This window comes from Mesosutterella faecium, from assembly GCF_022809315.2.
In the GTDB taxonomy this organism is placed as follows: Bacteria; Pseudomonadota; Gammaproteobacteria; order Burkholderiales; family Burkholderiaceae_F; genus Mesosutterella; species Mesosutterella faecium.
Window position 1 is genome coordinate 95,227 of sequence record NZ_JAKZJU020000001.1, and the last position, 23,317, is coordinate 118,543.

17 protein-coding genes and 2 tRNA genes are annotated in these 23,317 nt (G+C 65.4%); 12 read left to right on the forward strand and 7 right to left on the reverse strand.

The window, feature by feature from the left end:
* The first annotated feature begins 7 nt into the window (after positions 1 to 7).
* From MUN46_RS00485 to fdhD, 3 genes are all read left to right on the forward strand, one after another.
* Positions 8 to 739, forward strand: coding sequence for a cytochrome b/b6 domain-containing protein (locus tag MUN46_RS00485; protein ID WP_237978542.1), 732 nt, complete (start codon positions 8 to 10; stop codon positions 737 to 739).
* A gap of 151 nt (positions 740 to 890) precedes the next feature.
* On the forward strand, positions 891 to 1,760 hold the full coding sequence (locus MUN46_RS00490) for a formate dehydrogenase accessory protein FdhE (protein ID WP_243377694.1): 870 nt from the start codon (positions 891 to 893) through the stop codon (positions 1,758 to 1,760).
* 47 nt (positions 1,761 to 1,807) lie between these two features.
* On the forward strand, positions 1,808 to 2,695 hold the full coding sequence (fdhD, locus tag MUN46_RS00495) for a formate dehydrogenase accessory sulfurtransferase FdhD (RefSeq protein WP_243377695.1): 888 nt from the start codon (positions 1,808 to 1,810) through the stop codon (positions 2,693 to 2,695).
* A gap of 144 nt (positions 2,696 to 2,839) precedes the next feature.
* On the opposite strand, the gene MUN46_RS00500 is transcribed toward fdhD, so the two are convergent.
* Positions 2,840 to 2,933: transfer RNA gene (locus MUN46_RS00500), tRNA-Ser, on the reverse strand.
* A gap of 115 nt (positions 2,934 to 3,048) precedes the next feature.
* Positions 3,049 to 3,125 (reverse strand) — tRNA-Arg (locus tag MUN46_RS00505).
* A gap of 69 nt (positions 3,126 to 3,194) precedes the next feature.
* Here MUN46_RS00505 and MUN46_RS00510 point away from each other — a divergent pair.
* Positions 3,195 to 3,575 (forward strand): hypothetical protein, encoded by a 381-nt coding sequence (locus tag MUN46_RS00510; protein WP_243377062.1) that lies wholly within the window; start codon positions 3,195 to 3,197, stop codon positions 3,573 to 3,575.
* Here the strand turns inward: MUN46_RS00510 and MUN46_RS00515 are convergent.
* Together MUN46_RS00515 and MUN46_RS00520 are read right to left on the reverse strand one after the other, a co-directional pair.
* A complete protein-coding gene (locus MUN46_RS00515; RefSeq protein WP_243377063.1) occupies positions 3,487 to 5,781 on the reverse strand; it encodes an inorganic phosphate transporter in 2,295 nt (764 codons plus the stop codon). The genes MUN46_RS00510 and MUN46_RS00515 overlap by 89 nt on opposite strands.
* 295 nt (positions 5,782 to 6,076) lie before the next feature.
* Positions 6,077 to 8,455, reverse strand: coding sequence for an ATP-dependent helicase (locus tag MUN46_RS00520; protein ID WP_243377064.1), 2,379 nt, complete (start codon positions 8,453 to 8,455; stop codon positions 6,077 to 6,079).
* A 177-nt stretch (positions 8,456 to 8,632) separates the two neighbouring features.
* On the opposite strand from MUN46_RS00520, the gene leuS reads away from it, so the two are divergent.
* From leuS to MUN46_RS00560, 8 genes are all read left to right on the forward strand, one after another.
* Entirely contained in the window at positions 8,633 to 11,284 is a 2,652-nt protein-coding gene (leuS, locus tag MUN46_RS00525; RefSeq protein WP_243377065.1) for a leucine--tRNA ligase, read from the forward strand.
* Between the two features lie 511 nt (positions 11,285 to 11,795).
* On the forward strand, positions 11,796 to 12,155 hold the full coding sequence (locus MUN46_RS00530; RefSeq protein ID WP_243377066.1) for an ArsR/SmtB family transcription factor: 360 nt from the start codon (positions 11,796 to 11,798) through the stop codon (positions 12,153 to 12,155).
* Positions 12,156 to 12,184: 29 nt separating this feature from the next.
* Positions 12,185 to 13,222, forward strand: a complete 1,038-nt coding sequence (locus tag MUN46_RS00535) for a permease (protein ID WP_245398934.1) — start codon at positions 12,185 to 12,187, stop codon at positions 13,220 to 13,222.
* Between the two features lie 11 nt (positions 13,223 to 13,233).
* The gene (locus tag MUN46_RS00540; protein WP_243377068.1) at positions 13,234 to 13,494 is read left to right on the forward strand and encodes a thioredoxin family protein; all 261 of its coding nucleotides are present in this window, start codon (positions 13,234 to 13,236) and stop codon (positions 13,492 to 13,494) included.
* Positions 13,495 to 13,623: 129 nt separating this feature from the next.
* Positions 13,624 to 14,139 carry an LPS-assembly lipoprotein LptE gene (locus tag MUN46_RS00545; RefSeq protein ID WP_243377069.1) on the forward strand — a complete coding sequence of 172 codons (516 nt, stop codon included), beginning with the start codon at positions 13,624 to 13,626 and terminating at the stop codon, positions 14,137 to 14,139.
* Entirely contained in the window at positions 14,126 to 15,169 is a 1,044-nt protein-coding gene (gene holA / locus MUN46_RS00550) for a DNA polymerase III subunit delta (RefSeq protein ID WP_243377070.1), read from the forward strand. The genes MUN46_RS00545 and holA overlap by 14 nt, the downstream gene beginning before the upstream one ends.
* 96 nt (positions 15,170 to 15,265) lie before the next feature.
* Positions 15,266 to 16,549, forward strand: a complete 1,284-nt coding sequence (locus MUN46_RS00555; protein WP_237980587.1) for a glutamate-5-semialdehyde dehydrogenase — start codon at positions 15,266 to 15,268, stop codon at positions 16,547 to 16,549.
* A gap of 43 nt (positions 16,550 to 16,592) precedes the next feature.
* The gene (locus MUN46_RS00560; RefSeq protein ID WP_243377071.1) at positions 16,593 to 17,807 is read left to right on the forward strand and encodes a THUMP domain-containing class I SAM-dependent RNA methyltransferase; all 1,215 of its coding nucleotides are present in this window, start codon (positions 16,593 to 16,595) and stop codon (positions 17,805 to 17,807) included.
* Positions 17,808 to 17,943: 136 nt separating this feature from the next.
* On the opposite strand, the gene MUN46_RS00565 is transcribed toward MUN46_RS00560, so the two are convergent.
* From MUN46_RS00565 to MUN46_RS00575, 3 genes are all read right to left on the reverse strand, one after another.
* The gene (locus MUN46_RS00565) at positions 17,944 to 19,740 is read right to left on the reverse strand and encodes an FAD-dependent oxidoreductase (RefSeq protein WP_243377072.1); all 1,797 of its coding nucleotides are present in this window, start codon (positions 19,738 to 19,740) and stop codon (positions 17,944 to 17,946) included.
* A gap of 229 nt (positions 19,741 to 19,969) precedes the next feature.
* The gene (locus MUN46_RS00570) at positions 19,970 to 21,304 is read right to left on the reverse strand and encodes an anaerobic C4-dicarboxylate transporter (RefSeq protein WP_281069878.1); all 1,335 of its coding nucleotides are present in this window, start codon (positions 21,302 to 21,304) and stop codon (positions 19,970 to 19,972) included.
* Between the two features lie 215 nt (positions 21,305 to 21,519).
* Positions 21,520 to 22,920, reverse strand: a complete 1,401-nt coding sequence (locus tag MUN46_RS00575) for an aspartate ammonia-lyase (RefSeq protein WP_237980578.1) — start codon at positions 22,918 to 22,920, stop codon at positions 21,520 to 21,522.
* Positions 22,921 to 23,317 lie beyond the last annotated feature (397 nt).

A 23,317-nucleotide genomic window follows, 5' to 3' on the forward strand; every position in this document is an offset into this window, starting at 1 on the left:
GCCGATCATGACACGTTACATCCAGCGCCATTCGCTGCTCACCCGGGTCACGCACGGCGTGGTGGCCATCGCCTGCATCGGGCTCGCCGTCACGGGCGTCTTCGTCTTCGTCCCGAGCTTGGGCGGAGACCTGATGGGCGGGCGCTTCACCCACGTGATGAGGGTCCTGCACCGCATCATCGCCATACCCTTCATCCTTTTCCCGATCTACTCGCTGCTCAGGTCCCCCAAGGGAGCCGCCAAGCTCTTCAAGGAGGACATCTTCGGCAAGTGGGACAAGGACGACGTCGCCTGGGCGATGAAGTTCCCGCTTTACCTGTTTGCGCCCGCGAAGGTGCACATGCCCCCGCAGCACCACGTGAAGTCCGCCCAGAGGCTGGCTGACGGCGGACTCGTGTTCTGCTGCCTGTTCATGGCGCTCTCGGGCCTCGTGCTCTGGCTCAACACCGGGCTGCTGCCCGGCGGAGGCGCCAAAGTGGCCTTCGGCGCCGAGACGCTGCTCGCGGCCCGGCTGGTCCACGACGTCTTCTTCTGCCTCACGGTGATCCTGAGCCTCGCGCACATCTACCTCGGCGCGGGCATCTGGCAGCCCTACCGCGGCACTGCCCGGATCATGTGGGGCGACGGCAAGGTGAGCGAGGCCGACGCCGCCTACCACTGGGGCTACTGGGCGAACCAGGAGCTCGCGCTGGGCAAGAACGTCACTGAAGTGAAGGACGAAAAGGAAGGAAAAGCCTGAGCCTGAAACTCAAGGGGCGCCTCCCGCTCCGGTTCTCCGGGCGGGAGGCCCGTCCGGAAAGAAGCCCTGAAGGCCCGCATGAAGCGGCTTCTTTCCAGACGCAGGCCCCCCAAAAGCCTCGCCTCAAAAACAAGAAAAGGAGATTTTCCTGATGCTCAACGCAAAGAAAATTGAAAAAGCCGTCACGCACTACGCCTCGCACAAGGACGAGAGCGTCCGCGCCAATCTGAGGGCCTTCGCCCCGGCGCTCCTCAAGGCCGCGGAGCTTCGGGCGAGGCTCGACCGCCCGGTGCCCGAATGGTCGGATCAGGAGATCAAGTCGGCGGCCCTCGGGCGCGCGAGCCTGCTGTCGGCGAGAGCCCCGGAGATCGACCCCGGGCAGTTCCTCGAGGCCGCCGGGGAAATCGCCGCCGCCCTGCGCGGGGGGCTCGGGCCGCAGGAGTCCGGGGCGCTCGAGGCCGTCGATTTTTCCGCCTATGCGGATGCCTCCGCGCTGCAGCTGGCCGCCCGGGATCCGATGGCGTGGCTCGCCGAGGTGGAGGAAAAAGCCGCCGGGCTGCCCGCGCTGGACTCCTACGTGCTGCCCGTCCTGGGCCTCACGCTGCGGGTGTTCCTCGAAGCCGCGGCTGACGCGGCCTCGAGGCGGATCGATCCGCTCATCCGGGACTACGCCCACCACAACCGGCCGCTTCGCTGCCCGGTCTGCGGCTCGGAGGCCGCCGTGGCCTGCGTGGCCGAGACCCAGAGCAACGGCAGCGTGAAGCGCCTCTTCTGCACCTGCTGCGGGGCCGACTGGCTTTTCGAGCGGATCCGCTGCGCGCACTGCGGCACCCAGGTCGTCTCCGACCTCTCCTACGTCCACGACGAGGCCGACCAGGAGCACCGGCTGCACCTGTGCAGGCACTGCGGCAGCGCCTTCCCCACGGTCTTTGCCAAAGACTCCGAACGGTTCTCGCCCGAAGTGGAGGAAATCGTGATGTCGGGGCTCGAGGCCTTCTACGCCGGGCAGTCCGGGCGCTGAGCGGCGGCTTCTTTGAAAGGCAGAACACACACTGGGGAGATCCGGCCATGAACGTCTGGGAAAACGAAGGAATGGAGGTCCGCGCCGCGGCGGCGGGCTTCGGCGCGGAAACCTTGAGCGGCGCGCCCGAGGGCGGCCCGGAGGTCAAGCTGATGGGAGCGCGCACCGTGGGCATGCGCCGCATGAACGCCCCGGCCGACGAAACGGACTGGGTGGCCGAAGAGGCTCCCGTGGCGCTGGTCTACAACGGGATATCGCACGCCGTGATGATGGCCGTTCCGAAAGACCTGGAGGCTTTCGGGCTCGGATTCTCCCTGTCGGAGGGCATCATCCCCGACCCCTCCTGCCTTTACGACATCGAGGCGCGGCAGGCCTGCGGGGGATACGAGGTGTCGATGCGGATTTCCTCCGAATGCTTCTGGAAGCTGAAGGATCACCGCCGCTCGATGGCCGGCCGCACGGGCTGCGGGATCTGCGGCATCGAGAGCCTGCGCGGCATCGCGCACGCGGCGGGCCCCGTGGGCCACGAGGAGACGTTCAGCATGAGGCACTACGAAGGCGCCCTCAGGTACCTGAAGAAGGTCGAGCAGCTGGGCAGCCTCACCGGCTGCACCCATGCCGCCGTCTGGATCCGCCCGGACGGGTCGCTGGCCGGAGGAGCCGAGGACGTGGGCCGGCACGTGGCCCTCGACAAGCTGCTCGGCATGAGGGTGCAGAAGGGCTGGCGGCACGGGGCGCTGCTGATCAGCTCCCGCGCGTCCTTTGAAATGGTGCAGAAGGCGGCGCTCTGCGGCGTGGAGATCCTGCTGGCCGTCTCCGCCCCCACGGGGCTCGCGATCGACCTCGCCCGCAGGGCCGGAATGACGCTCGCGGGCTTCTGCCGCAGGGGCAGCGCCAACGTCTACTCGCACCCCGAGCGCCTGATCGGGCTCTGAGAAGAAAGAGCGGGGGGCGGGAGGCCCCCTTTCCCCGCCGCCCCTTCTCCCGGCTCCGGGCTCTGCGGGCGGGAAGCACAAAGGCTGCGGACAAAGAAATCCCCGGAAATCAATCGCTTGACTCCGGGGATCCATATTTCTTAATGGCGGAGAAGGAGGGATTCGAACCCTCGAGGCCCGTAAATTTGGACCTGCACCCTTAGCAGGGGTGTGCCTTCAGCCACTCGGCCACTTCTCCACCAAGGCGAATCGCTTCGCCGAAACCGATTGTATTGCTGCCGGGAAGCGGCTTTGATTCACCGCCCCCTAACAGTTAGCCCTGAAAACTTCCGCTTTCAGGGCTAATAAAAAATTGGTGCGCCCGGTAGGATTCGAACCCGCGACCCCCTGGTTCGTAGCCAGGTGCTCTATCCAACTGAGCTACGGGCGCAATCGAGATTTAGAATACTACGCCTGCAATTTAAAAAAAGCAAGTCTTTTTTCTTTCTTCCCGCAAAAAATGAAAATCCGGCCTGGAAAACTTCTCCTCGCGCTCGCCCTGTCGGCTTGGATCGCGGCCATTCTCGCGGGCACGGCGCTGCTCGTGCACAGGCTCTCGGGCTCCTGGGCCGCGGCGGCGGCCGCAGCCGCCGCCTGCCTCGCGCTGCGGCTCACGCTCATTCCAAGCCTGCTCACGGCCTGGTACCTCTTCGCGTACACCGACTGGAGCGCGGCCGCGCTCATCGCGGGCGGCTTCGGCTTCGGCGGCTCCTGGTCGAAGGACGGCCCCCGGGGCCTGCCCGACCTCGCGCTCAGGCTTTTCCGAGAGGGGCTGGGGCTGAAGCCTGACGGCCCTTCGGATCACCCAGATCGTTCGAATCCTCCGCGCAGATCTCATTGAGCCGGTTCTGCAGCGCCACCACGATGCTGTAGTGGTTCACGATGTCGCGCACGAACTGCAGGAAGGTCATGTAGAGCTCGCAGCCGCGCAGCGACAGGCGGTACTCCGAAATGCCCGCGAGAAGCGCTTCCTGGTCGCGCGCGACCTGGTCGATCATCTTCTGGGCCTTCTTCTGAACGTCCGCGGCGCTCGCCCACCCTTCGCTGAAGTCGCGGATCACCTCCTCGGTGTCGGAGAGCTGCCCGGCGAGGTGCACCAGGTTCTCCGCAAGGTCTCCGCTGAAGATGCGGTGGCGGTTGGCCACGTGCTCCTGGGCCTGGGAGGCCACGCGCTGCAGCGAGCGGCACACCTCCTTCATGTTGGTGAGGCTGCGGTAGTAGAGGAAGCGCGCGTCGAGGTCGTCGTGCGTGCCGTGGTACTTCGCCATCGCGTAGTAGAGCGAGCGGCTCGCGGAGACCTCGTCCATCAGCACCGTGGCGCGGTTGTTCGTGTGCCGCAGCGCCCGCTCGCTGTCGGCAAGCAGCGCGTTCACCACTTCGCCGAAGATGCTCACCGAGGCAATGTAGTTGCGGGCGACGTCTTCGTTCAGGAGCGTGCGCACCCCGAACCGGTCGAGGCTGCGGACGTCGATTCTCTTTTTCTTCTGGTCCCTGCGCTTCGACAGATTCATCCGCACGATCACGGCGAGCACGAGCACGATGAGCAGGATGCTCACCGGGCGCCCGCCGTAGAGCACCAGGGTGGCCACGAGCGAGGCGGCGATGAAGGCCGTGAGCGCCGTGAGGAACCATCCCACCACGACCACGAGGACGCCGGAGATGCGGTAGACGGCCGACTCCCGGTCCCAGGCGCGGTCGGCAAGCGACGAGCCCATCCCGACCATGAAGGTGACGTAGGTGGTCGACAGCGGCAGCTGCATCGAAGTGGCCGTGGAGATGAGGATCGCCGTGAGGATGAGGTTCACCGAGGCGCGCACGTAGTCAAAGGGCAGGGGCTCGGTCCCCGCGGGAGGCTCCACGGGCTCGAAGCGGCGGTTGACCGCCCTCTGCAGGGAAAGCGGGATGAAGGCGAGCACGACCTGCCCCACCCCCATCATGGTCCGCACGATGAGCCGGCCTGGCGCCGAGGCCCCGAACTGCTCGCGGTCTCCCGTCGAGGATGAGGAGAGGTTGAGCGAGGTTTCGATCACGCGCCGCGCGCTTTTGGAAAACCGCAGCGTGAGCACCATCACGATGCCCGAGAGCAGCAGCAGGATCGTGGGCGGGGCGATCGGCAGCGCGAGCGCGTCCATGTAGAAGGCCTCGGGGGGAACCGCCCCGCCGCCCGCGCTGTAGATCTTCCAGCTGTCGAGCGCGGCGATCGGCACGCCCACGAAATTGACGAGGTCGTTGCCCGCGAAGGCGAAGGCGAGCGCGAACGTGCCCGCAAGGATGACGACCCGGAAGACGTTGAGGCGGAAAAACACCATCCCCAGCTGCAGGATGACGCTGCCCGCGGCGAAGATCGTGCCGAGGATCTGCCAGGTGTGGCCGTCAAGGAAGGCGAGCAGCTCCGGGGTCATGAAGGAGGCGCCGCGCGCGCCCTTCATCACGAGGAAGTAGAAGACCATCGCGAGGCTGAAGCCGCCGAAAAGGCCGCCCAGCTTCCGGAAAGTCTTCTCGTAGCGGAAGGTGAAGACGATCCGCATGAGATACTGCACGACCACGCCGCTCACGAAGGCGACCACCACCGAAGCGAGGATCGCCGCGATCATGGCGAAGGCCTTCTCGTTGTTGATGTAGCCGCCCAGCTCCGAGAGCGTCCCGCCGTCCGCGAGTATCTCGTTGGCGGCGACCCCCACGGAGGCGCCGAGCAGCTCGAAGACGATTGACACCGAAGTCGAGGTCGGCAGCCCCAGCGTGTTGAAGAAATTGAGCAGCATCACGTCGGTCACCATGACCGACAGATAGATCACCATCACGGACTTGAAGGTGAACATCCCGGGGTTGAAGACGCCGCTTTTCGCGATCTCCATCATGCCGCCCGAGAAGGTGGCGCCCAGCAGCACGCCCGCGCCCGCCACCGCGAGAATCACCTTGAAGGGGGCGATCCTGCAGCCCACCGCCGAATTAAGGAAGTTGGTGGCGTCGTTGCTCACCCCCACGAAGAGGTCGATGACGGCAAGCAGCGCGAGAAAGCCAAGAATGACTAGATAAAAGGTTTCCATACGTGGAAATGGAGGCAAAGACCGCAGGCCGAAAACCGGTGAGCCGCCGGGCCGCCCCGGGCTCCTTTCAGAGCCGGAAGCCGCCTTCTTCGAGAGCTTTTCTGCGCCTGGCGCGCGGATTTCGTCCGAAGAATATTAAACGCTGGCGACTTCGAAGGAAAGTCTGAGGAGACCGAAAGCGCAAAAAATCACCGCTCGATAAGGGAGCCCTGAACACCCCATCTCTTTTTTGAGGGCAGGGGCGGGGAAAACGGGCCCGCCGCCCCTTTTTGTCCCCGCCCTGCCTTTTCAGGCCTCAGATCTTTTCAAGCTTTGCCATGGCGGCGAGCAGCTGCTTCACGCCCGCTCCCGCAAAAGCGACCTGCACCTTGGTGAGGGCTCCGGAGCCCGAGACCGAAATCACCACGCCCTTGCCGAACTTCGGGTGCCTCACGTGCTGCCCCGCGCTCCATCCCGCCTCGGTCCTCTTCTTAAGAAGCGGCTCCGTCTTCGAGCCGTTGTAGGAGCTGTCCGCGCCGCGGGGCCGCCAGGAGTAGCCGTAGGAGGCGCGCTCCTGCCCGGAGTCCTCGTCCCCGCTGCGGCGTCCCGCCCAGCCGCCCCGGGCCGATGCCGCGCCCCTGCGGCCGCCGCCCTCGTCCCAGGCCCCCGCCTCCTCGCTCAGGCCCGCGGGGCTGCGGCGCCAGACGAGGTGCTCGCGGGGAATCTCGTCCAAGAACGAGGACTGCTGCTCGTTCTGGTACGTGCCGTTGATGAAGCGGCGCGCCGCGTAGGTGAGGTAGAGCTCGCGCTTCGCGCGGGTGATCGCGACGTACATGAGCCGGCGCTCCTCCTCGCGCCCCGCCTGCCCGCCCTCGCGCAGCGAGCTCACGTGCGGGAAGAGGTTCTCCTCGAGCCCGGTGATGAAAACCACCGGGAACTCGAGCCCTTTGGCCGCGTGCACCGTCATGAGCTGCACGGCGTCGGCCTCGGCGCCGGCCTGGTTGTCGCCCGCCTCGAGCGTGGCCAGCGCGAGGAAGGACGAAAGGGGCGAAAGCTCGTCCTCGCCCCGGGGCTCCATCGCGTCGGCCTCCGGGTCGATGTCCGCGCTTTTCAGGAAGGCCGCGGCGGCGTTGACGATTTCGGCGAGGTCCTCGGCCTTCGCGCTTTTTTCCCGGCGGTCCAGGTCCGCGTAATAGGCCTTGAGGGTCGACCGCTCGAGCACGATTCTCACCAGGTCGGTGAGGCTGCGCCCGGAGGCGGCCCGGCGGATGCCCATCACGAGCTCGCCGAAGCCGCGCAGCTTCGAGGCCGCCGCGCCCTTCATTTCGGAGACCGCGCCCATGAGCGAGAGGTCCGCGGCCCGGGCGGTCTCGGCCAGCTTTTCAAGCGTCTTCGCCCCGACGCCCCGCGCGGGCGTGTTCACCGCGCGCAGGAACGCGGTGTTGTCGGAGGGGTTCTCCACGAGCCGCAGGTAGGCGAGCACGTCCTTCACGTGCGCGCGCTCGAAGAACCTGTGCCCGCCGTAGATGCGGTACGGGATCCCGCCCGCCATGAGCACCGACTCGATCGCGCGCGACTGGGCGTTGGAGCGGTAGAGCACCGCGAAGTCCCGGTAGGCGCGCCCCCGGGAGTGCCCGGATTCGATTTCCTCGGCCACGAAGCGCGCCTCGGCCTCGCCCGAGGGGCAGGGCATCACCTGGATGCGGCTGCCTTCGCCCGCGTCCGTCCAGAGGTTCTTGCCCAGCCGCTTCGTGTTGCAGCCGATCAGGGCGTTGGCGGCCCCGAGGATGTGGCCGGTCGAGCGGTAGTTCTGCTCGAGCCTGATCACCTTCCGCACGCCCAGCTCGCGCCTGAAGTCGTCCATGTTCCCGACGTTCGCGCCGCGGAAGGCGTAGATCGACTGGTCGTCGTCGCCCACGGCGAAGATCGTGTTCGCGGCGCCCTCCTCGCGCACCGGCCCCCGGCCGTAGCCCGCGAGGGTCTTGAGCCAGCGGTACTGCAGCACGTTCGTGTCCTGGAACTCGTCGACGAGGATGTGCGAGAAGCGCTGCTCGTAGTGGCGGCGGATGAGCTCGTTTCGCTGCAGCAGCTCGTAGCTGCGCAGCAGCAGCTCCGCGAAGTCGACGATGCCCTCCTCGACGCAGAGCCTTTCGTAGGCGCGGTAGAGCTGCAGCGCGACCGCGGCGTTCGCGGTGTGCATGTCCGGTCCCTTCACCTCCGAGGCCCGCAGCCCCTCCTCCTTCATGCGGGAGATGTAGTTCTGCACGGCCCGCGGCTCGATCGTCTCCTTGCCCACGCCCGCGGCCTTCATGACGCGCTTAACCACCGAGAGCTGGTCGGCCTGGTCGATGATCTGGAAGGACGGCTGCAGGCCCGCCTCGGCCGCGTGGACGCGCAGCAACCGGTTGCACAGCCCGTGGAACGTCCCCACCCACATGCCGCGGGTCGACACCCCCGGCATCTGCCGCTCAATTCGCTCGAGCATCTCGCGCGAGGCCTTGTTCGTGAAGGTGACGGCGAGAATTCCCGAGGGCCTCGCCCGGCCCTCGCGGATCAGCCAGGCGATGCGGCTGGTGAGCACGCGGGTCTTTCCTGAGCCCGCCCCTGCGAGCACGAGCACGTTCTGGTCGGGAAATGTCACGGCTTCCCGCTGCTGGGGGTTGAGCCCCGCGGTCAAAGGATCTTCCTGGGTCATGGATTCAGACGTCGGGGAGCGCGCCGCGCCCGCCCGCCGGAAAAAGAAGGGATGAAAAGAAGCACACGCATTCTACCCGCAAAGCGCTCCGCGCACCTCGCGCCCGCCCTAGGCGCGGGTCTGCCGGTACTATACTTACTGGATTGTTTTCATTTTTCAAAGACTGGAACTCCACAAATGCGTGAGAATTATTCCCCGGAGCTCGTCGAAGCCGAAATCCAGGCCAAATGGAAGGCGCAGGACGTCTACCGGGCCGTGGAACACGCGCTTGACGCGAACGGCAGGGAAAAGCCGAAGTACTACGTCTGCTCGATGCTGCCCTATCCGTCGGGCAAGCTGCACATGGGGCACGTGAGGAACTACACCCTGAACGACGTCCTCTACCGCTACCGCCGCATGTGCGGCTACAACGTCATGACGCCGATGGGCTGGGACTCCTTCGGGCTGCCCGCAGAGAACGCCGCGCTCGCCAAGAAGGTCCCGCCCGCGAAGTGGACGTACAGCAACATCGCCGACATGAAGGCGCAGATGGCCCCGCTCGGGCTCGCTTTCGACTGGTCGCGCGAGGTGACCACCTGCAAGCCCGAGTACTACCGTTGGAACCAGTGGCTCTTCCTCAAGATGCTCGAGCGCGGCATCGCCTACCGCAAGACCCAGGTCGTCAACTGGGACCCGGTCGACAAGACCGTGCTCGCCAACGAGCAGGTGATCGAGGGCCGCGGCTGGCGCTCCGGCGCGATCGTCGAGAAGAAGGAGATCCCGGGCTACTACCTGCGCATCACCCAGTACGCCCAGGAGCTGCTCGACGACCTGGACAAGCTCGGAGGCTGGCCCGAAGAGGTCCGCACGATGCAGCGCCACTGGATCGGGCGCTCCGAGGGCGTTGACTTCGCCTTCCCGTACACGCTTGAAGGAGAAGAGCGGCAGCTGCGCGTCTACACGACCCGCGCCGACACGATCATGGGCGTCACCTTCGTCGCCGTCGCGGCCGAACATCCGCTCGCCAAGTACGCGGCCAAGAGCGACCCGAAGGTCGCCGCCTTCATCGAGGAGTGCGCGAAGGGCGGCGTCTCCGAGGCCGACCTCGCCACCCGCGAGAAAAAGGGCGTGAAGACCTCGCTCACCGTGCGCCACCCCCTCACCGGAGAGGAAATCCCGGTCTGGGTCGGCAACTACGTGCTCATGACCTTCGGCGAAGGCGCCGTGATGGGCGTGCCCGCCCACGACGAGCGCGACTTCGCCTTCGCCAAGAAATTCGGCATCGCGATCCGCCAGGCGGTGAACGTCGACGGCGTCGAGCCCTTCACCACGGATCACTGGCAGGAGTGGTACGGCGACAAGACGCTCAATCCCTACTGCGTGAACTCCGGCCGCTTTGACGGGCTGCACCTGCACGAGGCGATCGACGCAGTGGCCGAGGCGCTGCACGAGAAGGGCCTCGGAGAAAAGAAGGTGCAGTTCAGGCTGCGCGACTGGTCGATTTCGCGCCAGCGCTACTGGGGCACCCCGATCCCGATGATCAACTGCCCGAAATGCGGCGCCGTCCCCGTCCCCGAAAAGGACCTTCCCGTGATCCTCCCCGAGGATCAGATTCCCGACGGCTCGGGCAACCCCCTCAACAAGGACGAGGCGTTCCTCAACGTGCGCTGCCCGAAGTGCGGCGGCCCGGCCCGGCGCGAGACCGACACGATGGACACCTTCGTCGACTCGAGCTGGTACTTCATGCGCTACTGCTGCCCGGGCGCGAAGGACCGCATGGTCGACGAGCGCAACGACTACTGGATGCCGATGGACCAGTACATCGGCGGCATCGAGCACGCGGTGCTGCACCTGCTCTATGCCCGCTTCTGGACGAAGGTGATGCGCGACCTCGGGCTCGTGAAGTTCGACGAGCCCTTCACGCGGCTGTTCACGCAGGGCATGCTCTGCGCCGAGGCGTTCTACCGCGACCTGCCCGACGGGCACAAGCGCTGGTACTACCCCGACGAGATTGAGATCAAGACCGACGAAAAGGGCAGGCCCGCGGGAGCGGTCGCGAAGGAAGACGGCCAGCCCGTCGTCTCGGCCGGCATCCAGAAGATGTCGAAGTCGAAGTGCAACGTGGTCGAGCCGCGCGACATCATCAAGAAGTACGGCGCCGACACGGCCCGCACGTTCGTGATGTTCGCCGGACCCCCGGACCAGTCCGCCGCCTGGAGCAACGCGGGCGCGGAGGGCACCTACCGGTTCCTCAAGCGCCTGTGGGCCTGGGTCTACGCGCACCACGACGAGCTGCTCGCGGCGCGCCCCTACGACGCCGCGCGCGCCTCCGAGCCTGAAAAGGCGCTCCGGCGCGAGATGTACGTGAACGTCGCCCAGGCGACCGCCGACCTCGACCGCATGCAGTACAACACGGTGGTCTCGGCCGCCATGAAGATGATGAACGCGATCGAGGCCTTCAAGGACGACGGCAGCGAGGGCGCGGCCGCGGTTCTGCGCGAGTCGATGTCGCTGCTGCTGCGCGTGCTCTACCCGCTCGCGCCCCACATCACGACCTCGCTCTGGGACGAGCTGGGGTTCGTGCGCCAGATCTCCGAACTGATCGACGCGCCGTGGCCCCGCCCGACGGAGGCCGACCTCGCGGCCGACGAGATCCAGCTCGTGGTCCAGGTTAACGGCAAGCTGCGCGGCCGCATCATGGTGCCCGCCGGCGCGGCGAAGGAGCAGATCGAAAAAGCCGCGCTCGAGAACCCGGACGTGAAGCGTTTCATCGGCGAGGCGCCCGTGAAGCGCGTCATCATCGTTCCCAAGCGTCTTGTGAACATCGTGGCCTCCGTTCCCAAGAACTGAGGCTTACAGGCCGCTGAACCCGCCGCCCTCCTTTGGCTCGCATCGAAGGAGAGCGGCGGGTTTTTGATTATGCGAAGCTAAACCAATGAAACCTACAGATGGTTCGTTCTATAACGGTTCGGCGTTTTGTTTTTTCCTTCGCATTACCTTCCTGCCTGGCCGAACTGAAGAGACGAGGCTTCATGCCGCCTCATCCGCAAGCGCCTAATTTCAATTCACAACGGACACCTCCTTCTATTTATTAGCTAATTGGCTAATTTGCCAATTAGCAGGCATTTTAAAGAGATGTCTCTAGTTATTTTTTCTGAAAAACAAGATATCTATTATTGCAAAAGGTAATAGCGTTAAAAACGCCGTAACCCTCATGGCTGACATACCAACCGCCTCTGCCGCCCCTTATCTCTATGAGCAAGGACTGCGCTTGAAGACATCTGAATTCCCCAAAAAGCTTTCTAGAACACTTCGGGCGCACGAAACTTGTTTTATAATTTGGCAAAAAAGGAAAGAATGTATGCAGCTGCAAGATCCTCTTTTGCTTGAACAGGCCCAGATTTTCAAGGCCCTCGGGCACCCCAGCCGTCTTCTTATCGTTGAGACGCTGCGCGGCGGCCCGCGCTGCGTCTGCGAGCTTCAGGCCCTCGTCGGCAGCGATCTGTCCACTGTGTCCAAGCATCTGTCCGTGCTCCGGCAGGCCGGCATCGTGACTTCTGAAAAAAAAGGCACCAGCATCTATTACCGGCTCGCCATGCCCTGCCTCGAACGATTCCTGAGCTGTCTCTGCGACATTGTTGAAAAACGCTGCGCGGCCCGGCAGCAAATTCTGGACGACGCCCTTCGGGCCCTCAGGGACGAAAGGAGGGCCGGGAAGTGAAGGCGCTCCCGTTTCGACTTCGCCCGGCGTTGCTCGGCCTGGTCCTTTTCGCTGGCTGGTCCGCCACTTACGCGGCGCTTCCTGCCTCTTCCCGGCTCTTTGCCTTTCGCGTCCTAGGACTGGATCCCGCCTCAGCCGCCGGGCAGGCCGCGGAGTTCTTTTTCTATGACTCGACCAAGATCCTGATGCTGCTCGTGCTGATGATCTATGTCATCAGCTGGCTCAGAGCCGGGCTGAAGCTGGAGCGGGTCCGCAGCTGCCTTGCCGGCCGGGGACGGCTGCCAGGCTACGCCCTGGCCGCGCTGTTCGGGGCGGTAACTCCCTTTTGCTCCTGCTCCAGCATTCCGCTTTTCCTTGGCTTTACTTCTGCGGGCATTCCCTTCGGGATCACGATGGCTTTCCTGATTACCTCGCCGCTCGTCAACGAAGTGGCCGTGCTGCTGCTCTGGGGGCTGCTTGGCTGGAAGTTCACAATCCTGTACGTCCTGACCGGGCTGGCCGCCGGGGTGGCCGGCGGCCTGCTGATGGACGCGATGCGCGCCGAGCGCTGGCTGCGTCCCTTCGCCCGTGAACTCTCCGGACAGGCTCCCGCGCCAGCCGCCGCAGGAGCGCCCCCTCGACCTTTCGGCTTTGCCGAGCGCCATGCGTTTGCCGCAACAGAAACCAGGGACATCCTGAAGCGCGTCTGGCCCTGGGTTCTGGCCGGCGTCGCCGTCGGGGCGCTGCTACACGGCTATGTGCCGCAGTCCTGGATCCAAAGCCGCCTCGGCGCGGGTCAGTGGTGGGCAACTCCCGCGGCCGTGGCTCTGGGCATCCCGCTTTATGCGAACGCCACCGGCATTATCCCCGTCATGGAAAGCCTGATGACAAAGGGCCTTCCGCTCGGAACCACGCTCGCCTTTTGCATGAGCACCGTCGGGGCCAGCCTGCCGGAGGCGATGATGCTGCGGCAGGTCATGACCGGCAGGCTGCTTGTCCTTTTTTTCGGGACCCTCCTGGTGCTTTTCACGCTCACAGGCTGGTTTTTCAACCTGTGCCAGTCTTTTCTCTTCCCTTCATTTTCTTAACGGAGCATCTGATGAACATTAAAGTCGTTGGGCCGGGCTGTCCGAGGTGCGGAAAGACCGCAGAGATCGTCGTCGAGGCGCTGCAGGACTCCGGGCTGCAGGCCGAGGTGAAAAAAGTGACGGACCTGAAGGAAATGGTGGCCGCCGGCATCATGGCCACGCCCGCCGTCCTGATCGACGAACGGGTTGTCTGCTCGGGGCGCGTTCCCTCGAAAAAGGAAGTGCTCGGCTGGCTGCAGGAAGCCCGGGAAAAAGAGTCCGGCCGGGGCTGACCGGAAAAAGGGTGCCGAGGGCGGCCTCCTTCCGTCCCGCCGCCCGAAGAGGCTGCCACTGGACCCCGCAACGCCCTCAGGCACCCCGTATAATGAACGCATCGTCTTTTCACCGTTTGGGGGAGCGTCATGTCAGAACTCGGCCTTTCAAGGCGAGGGATCCTTGCCGCCGTTGCCGCAGCGGCTCTCGCCTCGGGGTGCGGCTTTCGTCCGCGCGGCCGCTTTTCCGTTCCCTTCAAGACACTCTACATCGAGATGAGCGGCCAGTCGCCCCTCACCCACGAAATCCGCCGCCGGATCGAGGCGGAGACCTCCGCCACCGTAGTGGACGACATCCGGGATGCCGAGGCGATCCTCTCGACCGACTCGACCAGCCGCACCCGCGTCGTCAACTCCTACAACGACAGCGGCGACGCCCGCGAATACCGCCTGGGGCTCGACATCACCTTCAGGCTCACCTCGCCCGAAGGCTACGAGTTCATGCCGGCCACGACGCTTTCGGCGAGGCGCGACATCCCCTACACCTACAAGAACTACCTTTCCCGCGAAACGGAAGAGGCGACGCTCTACCGCGACATTGAAAAAGACATCGCGATACAGCTGCTGCGCCGCCTCGAGGCGGCCAAGCCCCATGCGGTTCAATAGCGCGGCGCTCTCCCCGAAGCTTGCCGCCCAGAAGAAGGCGGGCGCGGTCGATCCCCTCTGGCTGATCGCGGACCGCGAGCCGCTTCTCGCCCAGGAGGCGGCCAACGCGATCCGGGCGGCCGCGCGGGCCGCCGGCTGCTCGGAGCGGCGCGTGCTCGTGCTGGGCGCCGGCAGCGACTGGCGGCAGCTCGCCGAGGCCGTGGGCGAAACCTCGCTTTTTTCGGAGCGCAGGATCATCGAGGCGAGGCTCTCGGCCCCCTCGCCCGGAGTGCGGGGGGCGGCCGCCCTCGAGCAGCTCGCGCAGACGCCCCTGCCGGGCCTGTGCGTCATGGTTTCCGTTCCGCAGGCCGACTGGCGCGTCGCCAAAAGCCAGTGGTTCAAGGCCCTCGCCGCCGCGGGGAACCTGGTGGACTGCGACCCCGTCGCGCGCGCGCAGCTTCCTGCCTGGCTCGGCCGCAGGCTGAAGGGCGAAGGGCTCGAGGCGACCGAGGAGGCCCTGCGGTGCCTCGCCGACCAGACCGAGGGAAACCTCCTTGCCGCGGCGCAGGAAATCCGCAAGCTCGCCCTGCTGCACGACTCCGAGGGGCCCGTGACGCTCGAGGAGGTCGAGGCCTCGGTGCTCGACAATTCGCGCTACGATGTGGCCACGGTCTCGACCTCAGCGATGCTGGGCGACGGGGCGCGGGCCTGCCGGGCGATCGAAGGGCTGCGGGGCGAATTCACGACAAGCCAGGTGATGCCCATCCTGCTCTACACATTCAGCGAGGACATCCGCCGGATGATCGCCCTGCGGGCGCGGCTCGACCAGGGCGAAAACGCGCAGGCTGCGGCGCACGAGCTGCGGATATTCCCGCGCGAGAAGGCCGCCGCGGTCATCGCGGGCGCGAAGCGCCTGAGCACCGCAAAGCTCAGGAACGCGCTTGTCGTGTGCGCCGACATCGATCAGATCTACAAGGGGCTCGAGGTGCCGGGCAGGGACTCCGACCCGTGGATCGAACTCAAGTCGGTCGCGGCGTTTCTCTCGCGCTGAAAAAAAGGCCGATGGCTCAAACAAATTGTTGAAGGAACTCCGGCGGCGGCCTCCAGCGCAGGCGCCCCGGCTCGCTCCGGGAGGACACACAAGGAAATGGCAGACGAAAATCTGGATCCCGCGCTTTACATGAAGCGCCTCGGGCAGGACGCCCGCAAAGCCTCCAGGGAGCTCGCGCGAGCCTCCACCCGGGCCAAGAACGAGGCCCTGCTCGCGCTCGCGGCCCTGATCCGCGCCCGCGCGGCCGACATCCGCTCCGAAAACGAAAAGGACCTCGAGGCGGCTCGCTCCGAAAACTACCCTGCGGCGTTCCTCGACCGGCTTGCCGCGACCCCCGCGGTGATCGCGCGCATGGCCGAAAGCCTCGAGCAGACCGCGCGGCTCCCAGACCCCGTGGGCAGCGTCGAGGAGCTGCGCCCGCAGCCCTCCGGCATCATCGTGGGCCGGATGCGCGTACCGCTCGGCGTGATCGGCATCATCTACGAGAGCCGCCCCAACGTCACCGTGGAGGCCGCGGCCCTCGCGCTGAAAAGCGGGAACTGCGCGATCCTGCGCGGCGGCAGCGAATCGATCCGCACGAACCGGTTGCTCGCCCGGCTCGTCTCCGAGGCGCTGCAGAAGGCGGGGCTGCCGGCCCTGGCGGTTCAGTACGTGGAGACGACGGACCGCGCCATGGTCGACCAGATGATCACCTCGCCCCAGTGGATCGACGTCATCATCCCGCGCGGCGGCAAAGGGCTCATCTCGCGGCTCATGGGAAAAGCGCGCGTGCCGATGATCAAGCACCTGAACGGCATCTGCCACACCTACGTGGACAGCCCCTGCGACCTGGAGCTTGCCGTGCGGGTGACCGACAACGCGAAGACCCAGCGCTACTCGCCCTGCAACGCGACTGAAACGCTGCTCGTGCACGAGAAGTCCGCCGTCGAGTTCCTGCCGCGCATCGCCCGGATTTTCCACGACAAGGGCGTCGAGATGCGCTGCGACGAGGCGAGCCTCTCGCTCGTGCAGAACGCGGGCTACGCCGCGATCGAGGCTACGCCCGAGGACTGGGACACCGAGTACAACGCCCCCGTGATTTCGATCGCGGTGGTCAGGAGCCTCTCCGAGGCGATCGACTTCATCAACGAGCACGGCTCGCACCACACCGACGCCATCATCACCTCGAGCCACGAGGCGGCCGAGCGGTTCCTGCGCGAGGTGGACTCCGCCTCCGTCATGGTGAACACCTCGACGCGCTTCGCCGACGGGTTCGAGTACGGGCTCGGGGCCGAGATCGGCATCTCGACCGACAAGCTGCACGCCCGCGGCCCCGTGGGGCTCGAGGGCCTCACAAGCCAGAAGTACATCGTGCTCGGGCACGGGGAGCTGCGGGCCTGAGAAAAGGGGCCTGCGCCTGCAAACTAAACAGAAGAGCGCTGCGATGACAGACCGAAAGAACCACCGTTTTTACGCCGCCTGCCCCTGGGGGCTTGAAAAGCTCCTCGAAGAGGAGGCCCGCTCGTGCGGAGCGAAACGCACGCGTGCGACCCCTTCGGGCGTTGCCTTCGAGGGGCCGCGCCAGGCCGCCTGGGAGCTTTGCCTGCGGTCTCGCCTCGCCTCGCGGGTGCTCGAGGAAGTGGGATTCCACGACTATTGGGACAGCCGGGACATCTACGCGCTCGCCAGATCCGTCGCCTGGGAAAACTACTTCCTGCCCTCGCAGTCGATCCGCGTTTCGGTCTCCGCGCACCGCGCGCCGCTCAAGTCCCTCGACTTCACGACGCTGCGCATCAAGGACGCGGTCTGCGACCACTTCGTGCAGGCCTGCGGCAGCCGCCCCGACGTGGACCGCGACAGCCCGGACGTCCAGATCGCGGCCTACCTGGATGAAAAGTACTGCACCCTCTACGTCGACCTCGCGGGGGAGCCCCTTTTCAAGCGCGGCTGGCGCACGGACAAGGGCGAGGCGCCGCTCAAGGAGAATCTCGCCTCGGGGCTGCTGATGCTCTCGGGCTGGGAGCCCGGGACGACGCTGCTCGACCCCTTCTGCGGCTCGGGCACCATCGCGATCGAGGCGGCCTGCGCGGCCTGCGGCGTCGCGCCGGGCCTGCGGCGGCACTTTGCCTTCGAGCAGCTGCTCAGCTTCGAGCCGGAAACCTGGCAGGAGCTCCTCGAAGACGCGAAAAGCGAGGTGAACCTGCACCGGGAGCTGCGGATCGAGGCGAGCGACATCTCCTCGATCGTGGTCGGAAAAGCGCACGCGAACGCCCTGCGCGCCGGGCTCGCGCCGCTGCTTGAGGACGGGAGGCTCTCCTTCCGCACGGGCGACGCGCGCGAGATCGTGCCTCCCGAAGGAACGGAGCCGGGGCTGATCGTCGCCAATCCTCCCTACGGCGAGCAGTCCTCGCCGCGCAGCGCCACGGTGGGCTCGATGATGCGAAAGGTGGCCGACAACCTAAAGCACGCCTTCCCGGGCTGGAGGGCGTGGATGCTCACCTCGGACCTGCACCTGCCGGGAGAGATGCACCTGAAGGAGAGCCGCCGCACGGTGCTCTTCAACGGCCCACTCGAATGCCGCTTCTTCCGCTTCGACCTGGTCGCAGGCTCAAACCGCAGGCAGAAAAAAGGCGGCGCCGGCCGCCCCGGCACGCCCTGAGAAGGCCGCAGGAGGAGGGCTCCCCCGCCCTTCCCGCCCACGGCCGGGGAGCGCCGCGGCCTTCCTGCGCCGTCTTGTGGAAAAAAAAGGAAGTCCCGATGAAAAAAGGGCTTCCTTTTTCTCTTGGACCAGGCGCTCAGGCCCCGGCCTTCTGCCCGATGATGTAGCCCTGCGTCAGTGTGCGGCCCAGCCCGTGCTGGCTGCAGCCCCCGGCGCTTTCTCCTCCGCAGTAAAGGCCCTCGATCACCCGTCCCCTCAGGTCGAGCACCCGGCAGTTCTCGTCGATCCGCAGACCCGCATAGGAGTCGTGCACCGCAAAGCTCGCCCAGGCCGCGTAGAAGGGCCCGGTCTCGATCTTGAAGCGCGGCGACGGCTTGTCAAAGTCCTCGTCCCTGCGCGCATCGACAAACCCGTTGTAGCGCCGCACGGTCTCGGCGAGCACCTTCGGGTCCATCTTCGACCTCTGCCAGGGCGAGGTGTTGATTTTCTGCGCGAGCTCCTCAATCGTGGGGGCCGAGAAGAACACCTGGGGATCGCAGCAGCCCGGCTCGATTTTCATGTGCTCGCGAGCCGCGCCCTTTGAGTCAAAGACCGCCCACTGGGGGCCGGCGGAGAAAAGCGGCGGCTTCGAGCCCTCGTTCAGCGCCAGCGCCGCGTCGATGTAGTTGCGGGGCCGGAACTTGATTCTCGTCGTGTTGCGCCAGCTGCCCTGCACATAGGGCGCGCCGTCCTTGTAGAAGCCCTCGTGGGTGCCGTTGGGGTAGCCGTTCTCGAGCTCGCTGTAGAAGCGCCGGCCCGCCTGGTTCACGATGATCGCGTCCTGCCAGTTGAGGATCCGCAGCCCCGGGTATTTCACGAACGGGAACACAGGCGACTTCTTCGTCCAGCTCACGTAGTTCGTGCGCACGCCGATCACCTGGCGCTTGCGCAGCGACCCGTTCCTGTCCATCGCCTGGTTGGCCGCGCCCCAGAGCGAAGCGCCCACCGCCATCGCCGCAAGCTCCCCGGAGGCGTCCTGCGGCGAGTACTCGCCCGCGGCATTCGCATACTCCCCGGTGAGCCTCGGGTCGAAGATGCGCCGGAACTCGACGTTGCCGGAGTTCCCGCCGGTCGCGATCACGACCGCCTTTCTCGCGCGAACCGTGACGGAGGGCTCGCGGCAGTCGATGCCGCCCTCGCTTCTGAAGCTCTCGAGGCGCTTCCCGTCGGGCAGGATCCGGGGCGTGTAGCGGGCCTGGATCCCGCAGACGCGGCCGCGCCCGCCGTCCTCGCGAAAAATCTCGTCCATGTGGTAGTTGAGAAGGAAGCGCACGCCCTTTTTCCGGGCCGAGTACTCAAGCGGCCGCATGAGAGCGGCCCCTCCGGCCCCCGCCGGGCTCTCAGCGCACTGGCCCGATTTCCAGACGCAGTGGTGCTCGCGGCGGGCCGAGATGCCCACGGCGTGCGCGCCGAGATTGTCAGGGGCGCGGTCCTCGAAGCGCACGCCGTGGGCGACGAGGAAGTCGTAGGTCCGGGCGGCGTTCATCGCGATCGCGTACTGCACGGTCCGGTCGTTGTAGCGGTAGTCAGGCATCCCGCTCGTCTCCACGACCGACCAGTCCGTGAGGTCGCGGAAATAGGTCATGGGGTCGTCCCTGATGCCGTACTTCTTTTGCTGAGCCGTACCGCCGCCCAGCGGCACGTTGCCGCCCGAGACGATCGCGTGTCCGCCCACGTCGTAGTTCGCGTCGACCACGATGACGGAAAGCCCCCGGTCGCGCGCCCCGATCGCAGCGGGCAGGCCCGCCCCGCCGCCGCCCACGACGACCACATCGGCCTCATAGGTCCAGGCGCGCGGCAGCGCCGAGGGTCCCGAGGCGAGGGCCGGCATCGCCGCCAGGCCGCCCGCGGCGGCGCTGCCCTTGAGAAAACTTCTGCGGGAAATCTCTTTCATGGCTGCTCCTCTTCAAATCCGGCCGCGGAGGTCGCTCCGCGCGGCTTCAAACAGCGACAGGCGCCTGCGGCCCCTAGTGTTCTCACCAATTCCATTATATTGAACCGAAGCTATGAAACAGCAGAAATAAAAAACGCCGCCCTGATCGGGGCGGCGTTTCTGTCGGCGGCCCTGCGGCCGGGGCGCAGGGCCCCGGGGCCGAAGGGCGGCCTGACGACGGGAAGCTTTTTTAGAAGAGCTTCGTCGCAAGGAACCCGAGCGCCACGCTGAACACGATGGCGAGGATGCCGGGAAGGAAGAAGGCGTGGTTGAAGACCCACTTGCCAATGCGGGTGGTGCCGGTGTCGTCCATCTGAACCGCGCCGAGCAGGGTCGGATAGGTGGGCAGAACGAACAGAGCCGAGACGGCCGCGAAGCAGGCGACCAGCATGTAGGAGTCGCCGGGGTTCGAAGAGGTGATGCCGAGGGCGGCAACGATGGCCGGGGTGATCGCCTTCGCGGTGGCGGCCTGCGAGTACAGCAGCATGGCCGCGAAGAAGAACACGACGGCAAGCAGGGCCGGGTAGGCGGCGACCGTAGAGGCCGCGAAGCTCTTGATCTCGGCGCTGTGGCCCGAGACGAAGGTGTCGCCAAGCCAGGCGACGCCCAGCACGCAGATGATGGCAACCATGCCGCTCTTGAAGACACTCGTGGAGGCGACGTTGCTGATGTCAGCCTTGCAGCACACGGTGATCAGGAAGCCGACCAGCATCATGAGGCTGATGATGGCCGCGTCGCGCGGGACGATCACATGCTTGATGAGGCCCACGGCCGGGGAGATGGCCGAGGCGTAGAACACCACGGCGAGCACGCCCAGCAGGAAGATCCCCACGGAGCGCTTGGCAAAGGGCTTGAGGGTCTTCACGGCGGAAGGCTCCGGAGCCTTCACGAGCCCCTTGGCGAGGCGCTGCTGATAGACCGGGTCGGAGTCCAGATCCATGTTCTGGATGTGGGTCATGATAAAGGCGGTGATCATGCAGCCGATGAACGTCGTCGCCAGCCAGATCACGAGCAGCACCGGATAGCTCCAGCCGAAGTTCTCCAGCACGCCGCTCATGTAGATCACGGCCGCGGAAACCGGCGAAGCCGTGATGGCGATCTGGGAGGCCACCACTGCGATCGACAGCGGGCACACCGGCTTGATGTGCTGCTCCTTGGCGACCTCGACGATCACCGGGATCATGGAGAAGGCCGTGTGGCCGGTGCCCGCGAAGATCGTGAGGAAGTAGGTCACGATCGGGGCGAGGTAATTGATGTGCTTCGGATTGCTGCGCAGGATCCGCTCGGCGATCTGCACGAGGAAGTCGAGGCCGCCCGCGAGCTGCATGGCGGAGATAGCCGAAATCACGGACGCGATGATGAGGATCACGTCCCACGGGATGTTGCCCGGCTTCATGCCGAGCACGAGCCCGAGAATAAGGACGCCGGCGCCGCCGGCGTAGCCGATGCCGATGCCGCCCAGCCTGACGCCGATGAAGATCGCGCCCAGCAGAACGATGATCTGCAGAATCAACATGATATCCATTTTGCTTTTATCAGCCCGCCCGGGAAAAAACAGCTCTCCCGGGTTCGCTGTCCCTGGTTGATTGATATGCGGGGGGCCTTCGGTTGCGGCCCGCCCGTCCACCGGCTCCCGTCATCTTCCGGATCCGGTCGTCTGCCGGACCGCCCGCTCCTTTGTTCCGGCGGTCCGGCCCGGAGGCCCCTTTGAACAGGCCTCCGGTCTGCCCTGGGGGCAAATTACATTTCGAACTTCGGCGCGATGAGGTTCTGGAAGGAGAACACCTCGTTCCACTTCTCTTCGGTCATGAGCCTGCGCTCCTCGACCACAATCTGGTGCAGGGACTTGTGCTGCAGGTAGCCTTCCTTCGCCATCTCGGCGCACAGCATGTAGCCGAAGTGGGGCTTGAGCAGCGTCACGATCCCCAAGGAGTTCATGACGAGGTCCTTCGTGTGCTCGGCGTTCGCGGTGATGCCGTCAACGCACTTCTCGCGCAGCGTCACCATGGCGTTCGTGAGGACCTTCATCGAGGTGAAGACCGCAAACGAGATCACCGGCTCCATCACGTTGAGCTCGAGCTGGCCGGCGGAGGCGGCGAGCATTACGGTGGTGTCAAGGCCGATCGCGAGGAAGCAGGCCTGGTTGGTCACCTCCGGGATCACCGGGTTCACCTTGCCCGGCATGATCGAGGAGCCGGGCTGGCGCATCGGCAGGTTGATTTCGGACAGACCCGTGCGGGGGCCCGAGGCGAGCAGCCGGATGTCGTTGCAGACCTTCGTGAGCTTCACGGCGAGGCTCTTCAGGGCCGAGGAAATCGCGACGTAGGCGCCGCAGTCGGAGGTGGCGGCGATGAGGTCCGTGCTGTTGTGGAAGTCAATGCCGGTCTGCTCGGAGAGGTACTTCACGGCCTTCGCCGGATAGTCCGGATGGCAGGTGACGGTGGTGCCGATCGCGGTGGCGCCCAGGTTGATCACGCGCAGATGCTTCTGGGCGTCCTTGATCGTCTCGATCTCGTCCTCGATCGTGCGGCCCCAGCCGTGGAACTCCTGGCCCATCGACATCGGGACGGCATCCTGCAGGTGGGTGCGGCCCATCTTGAGCACGTTCTTGAATTCATCGGCCTTCTTGTAGAAGGAGTCGCGCAGCTGCCCCAGGGCCTTCAGCAAATCCTCGGAGCGCAGGTACATCGCGAGGTGCAGCGCGGTCGGATAGGTGTCGTTCGTGGACTGGCCGAAGTTCGCGTGGTCGTTGGGCGAGACCTGCTTCTGGGAGCCCTTGGGCAGCCCCAACTTCTCGCAGGCGATGTTGCAGATCACCTCGTTCGTGTTCATGTTGGTGGAGGTGCCCGCCCCGCCCTGCAGCCAGTCGGTCACGAACTGGTCGTGGTACTTGCCCGCGATCAGGTCGTCGCAGGCGGAGATGAGGGCATCGGCGACGTTGGCCGGAATCGTGCCCAGCTCCTTGTTCGTGCGGGCGGCGGCCTTCTTCACCTGGGCGAAGGCCTCGATGAAGTACTTGTCCTCGCGCATGGAGTGCTCGGTGATGTGGAAGTTCTCCTTGCCGCGCAGCGACTGCACGCCGTAGTAGACGTCATCCGGGATCTCAAGATCGCCGAGGAAATCGTGTTCGATTCGAGACATCGCTCTCTCCTGTAAAGACCCGGGTCCCGCCCGGGTCATGCATTGTTTCGGGGTGGAGGGAAGGCATGCACCCGCCCTCGCTGACTACAATTTTTTACCTAAGGCGTTTTACCTACGAGACGAAACTATACCATATTATTTTGTCTTAGGGAATAGTATGTAGTTTATTGAGAGCTATTTGCTATAAATATATAAATATCAATATGTTATATTATAATTTTATTGCTGTTCATTTTAGTAATTGTTATTCTCATTTTTGTTTATAGGAAATACAGGAATCTGAAAACGACAGGGGGCCGGCCCGCAGCAGCGGGGTGGAGAAAGCAGCTGGGGGGAGGGACGGAGCGCCTGCGCGCAGGGCGGACTTCCGCATAAAAAAGGGCGCCCTGCCAAGCCC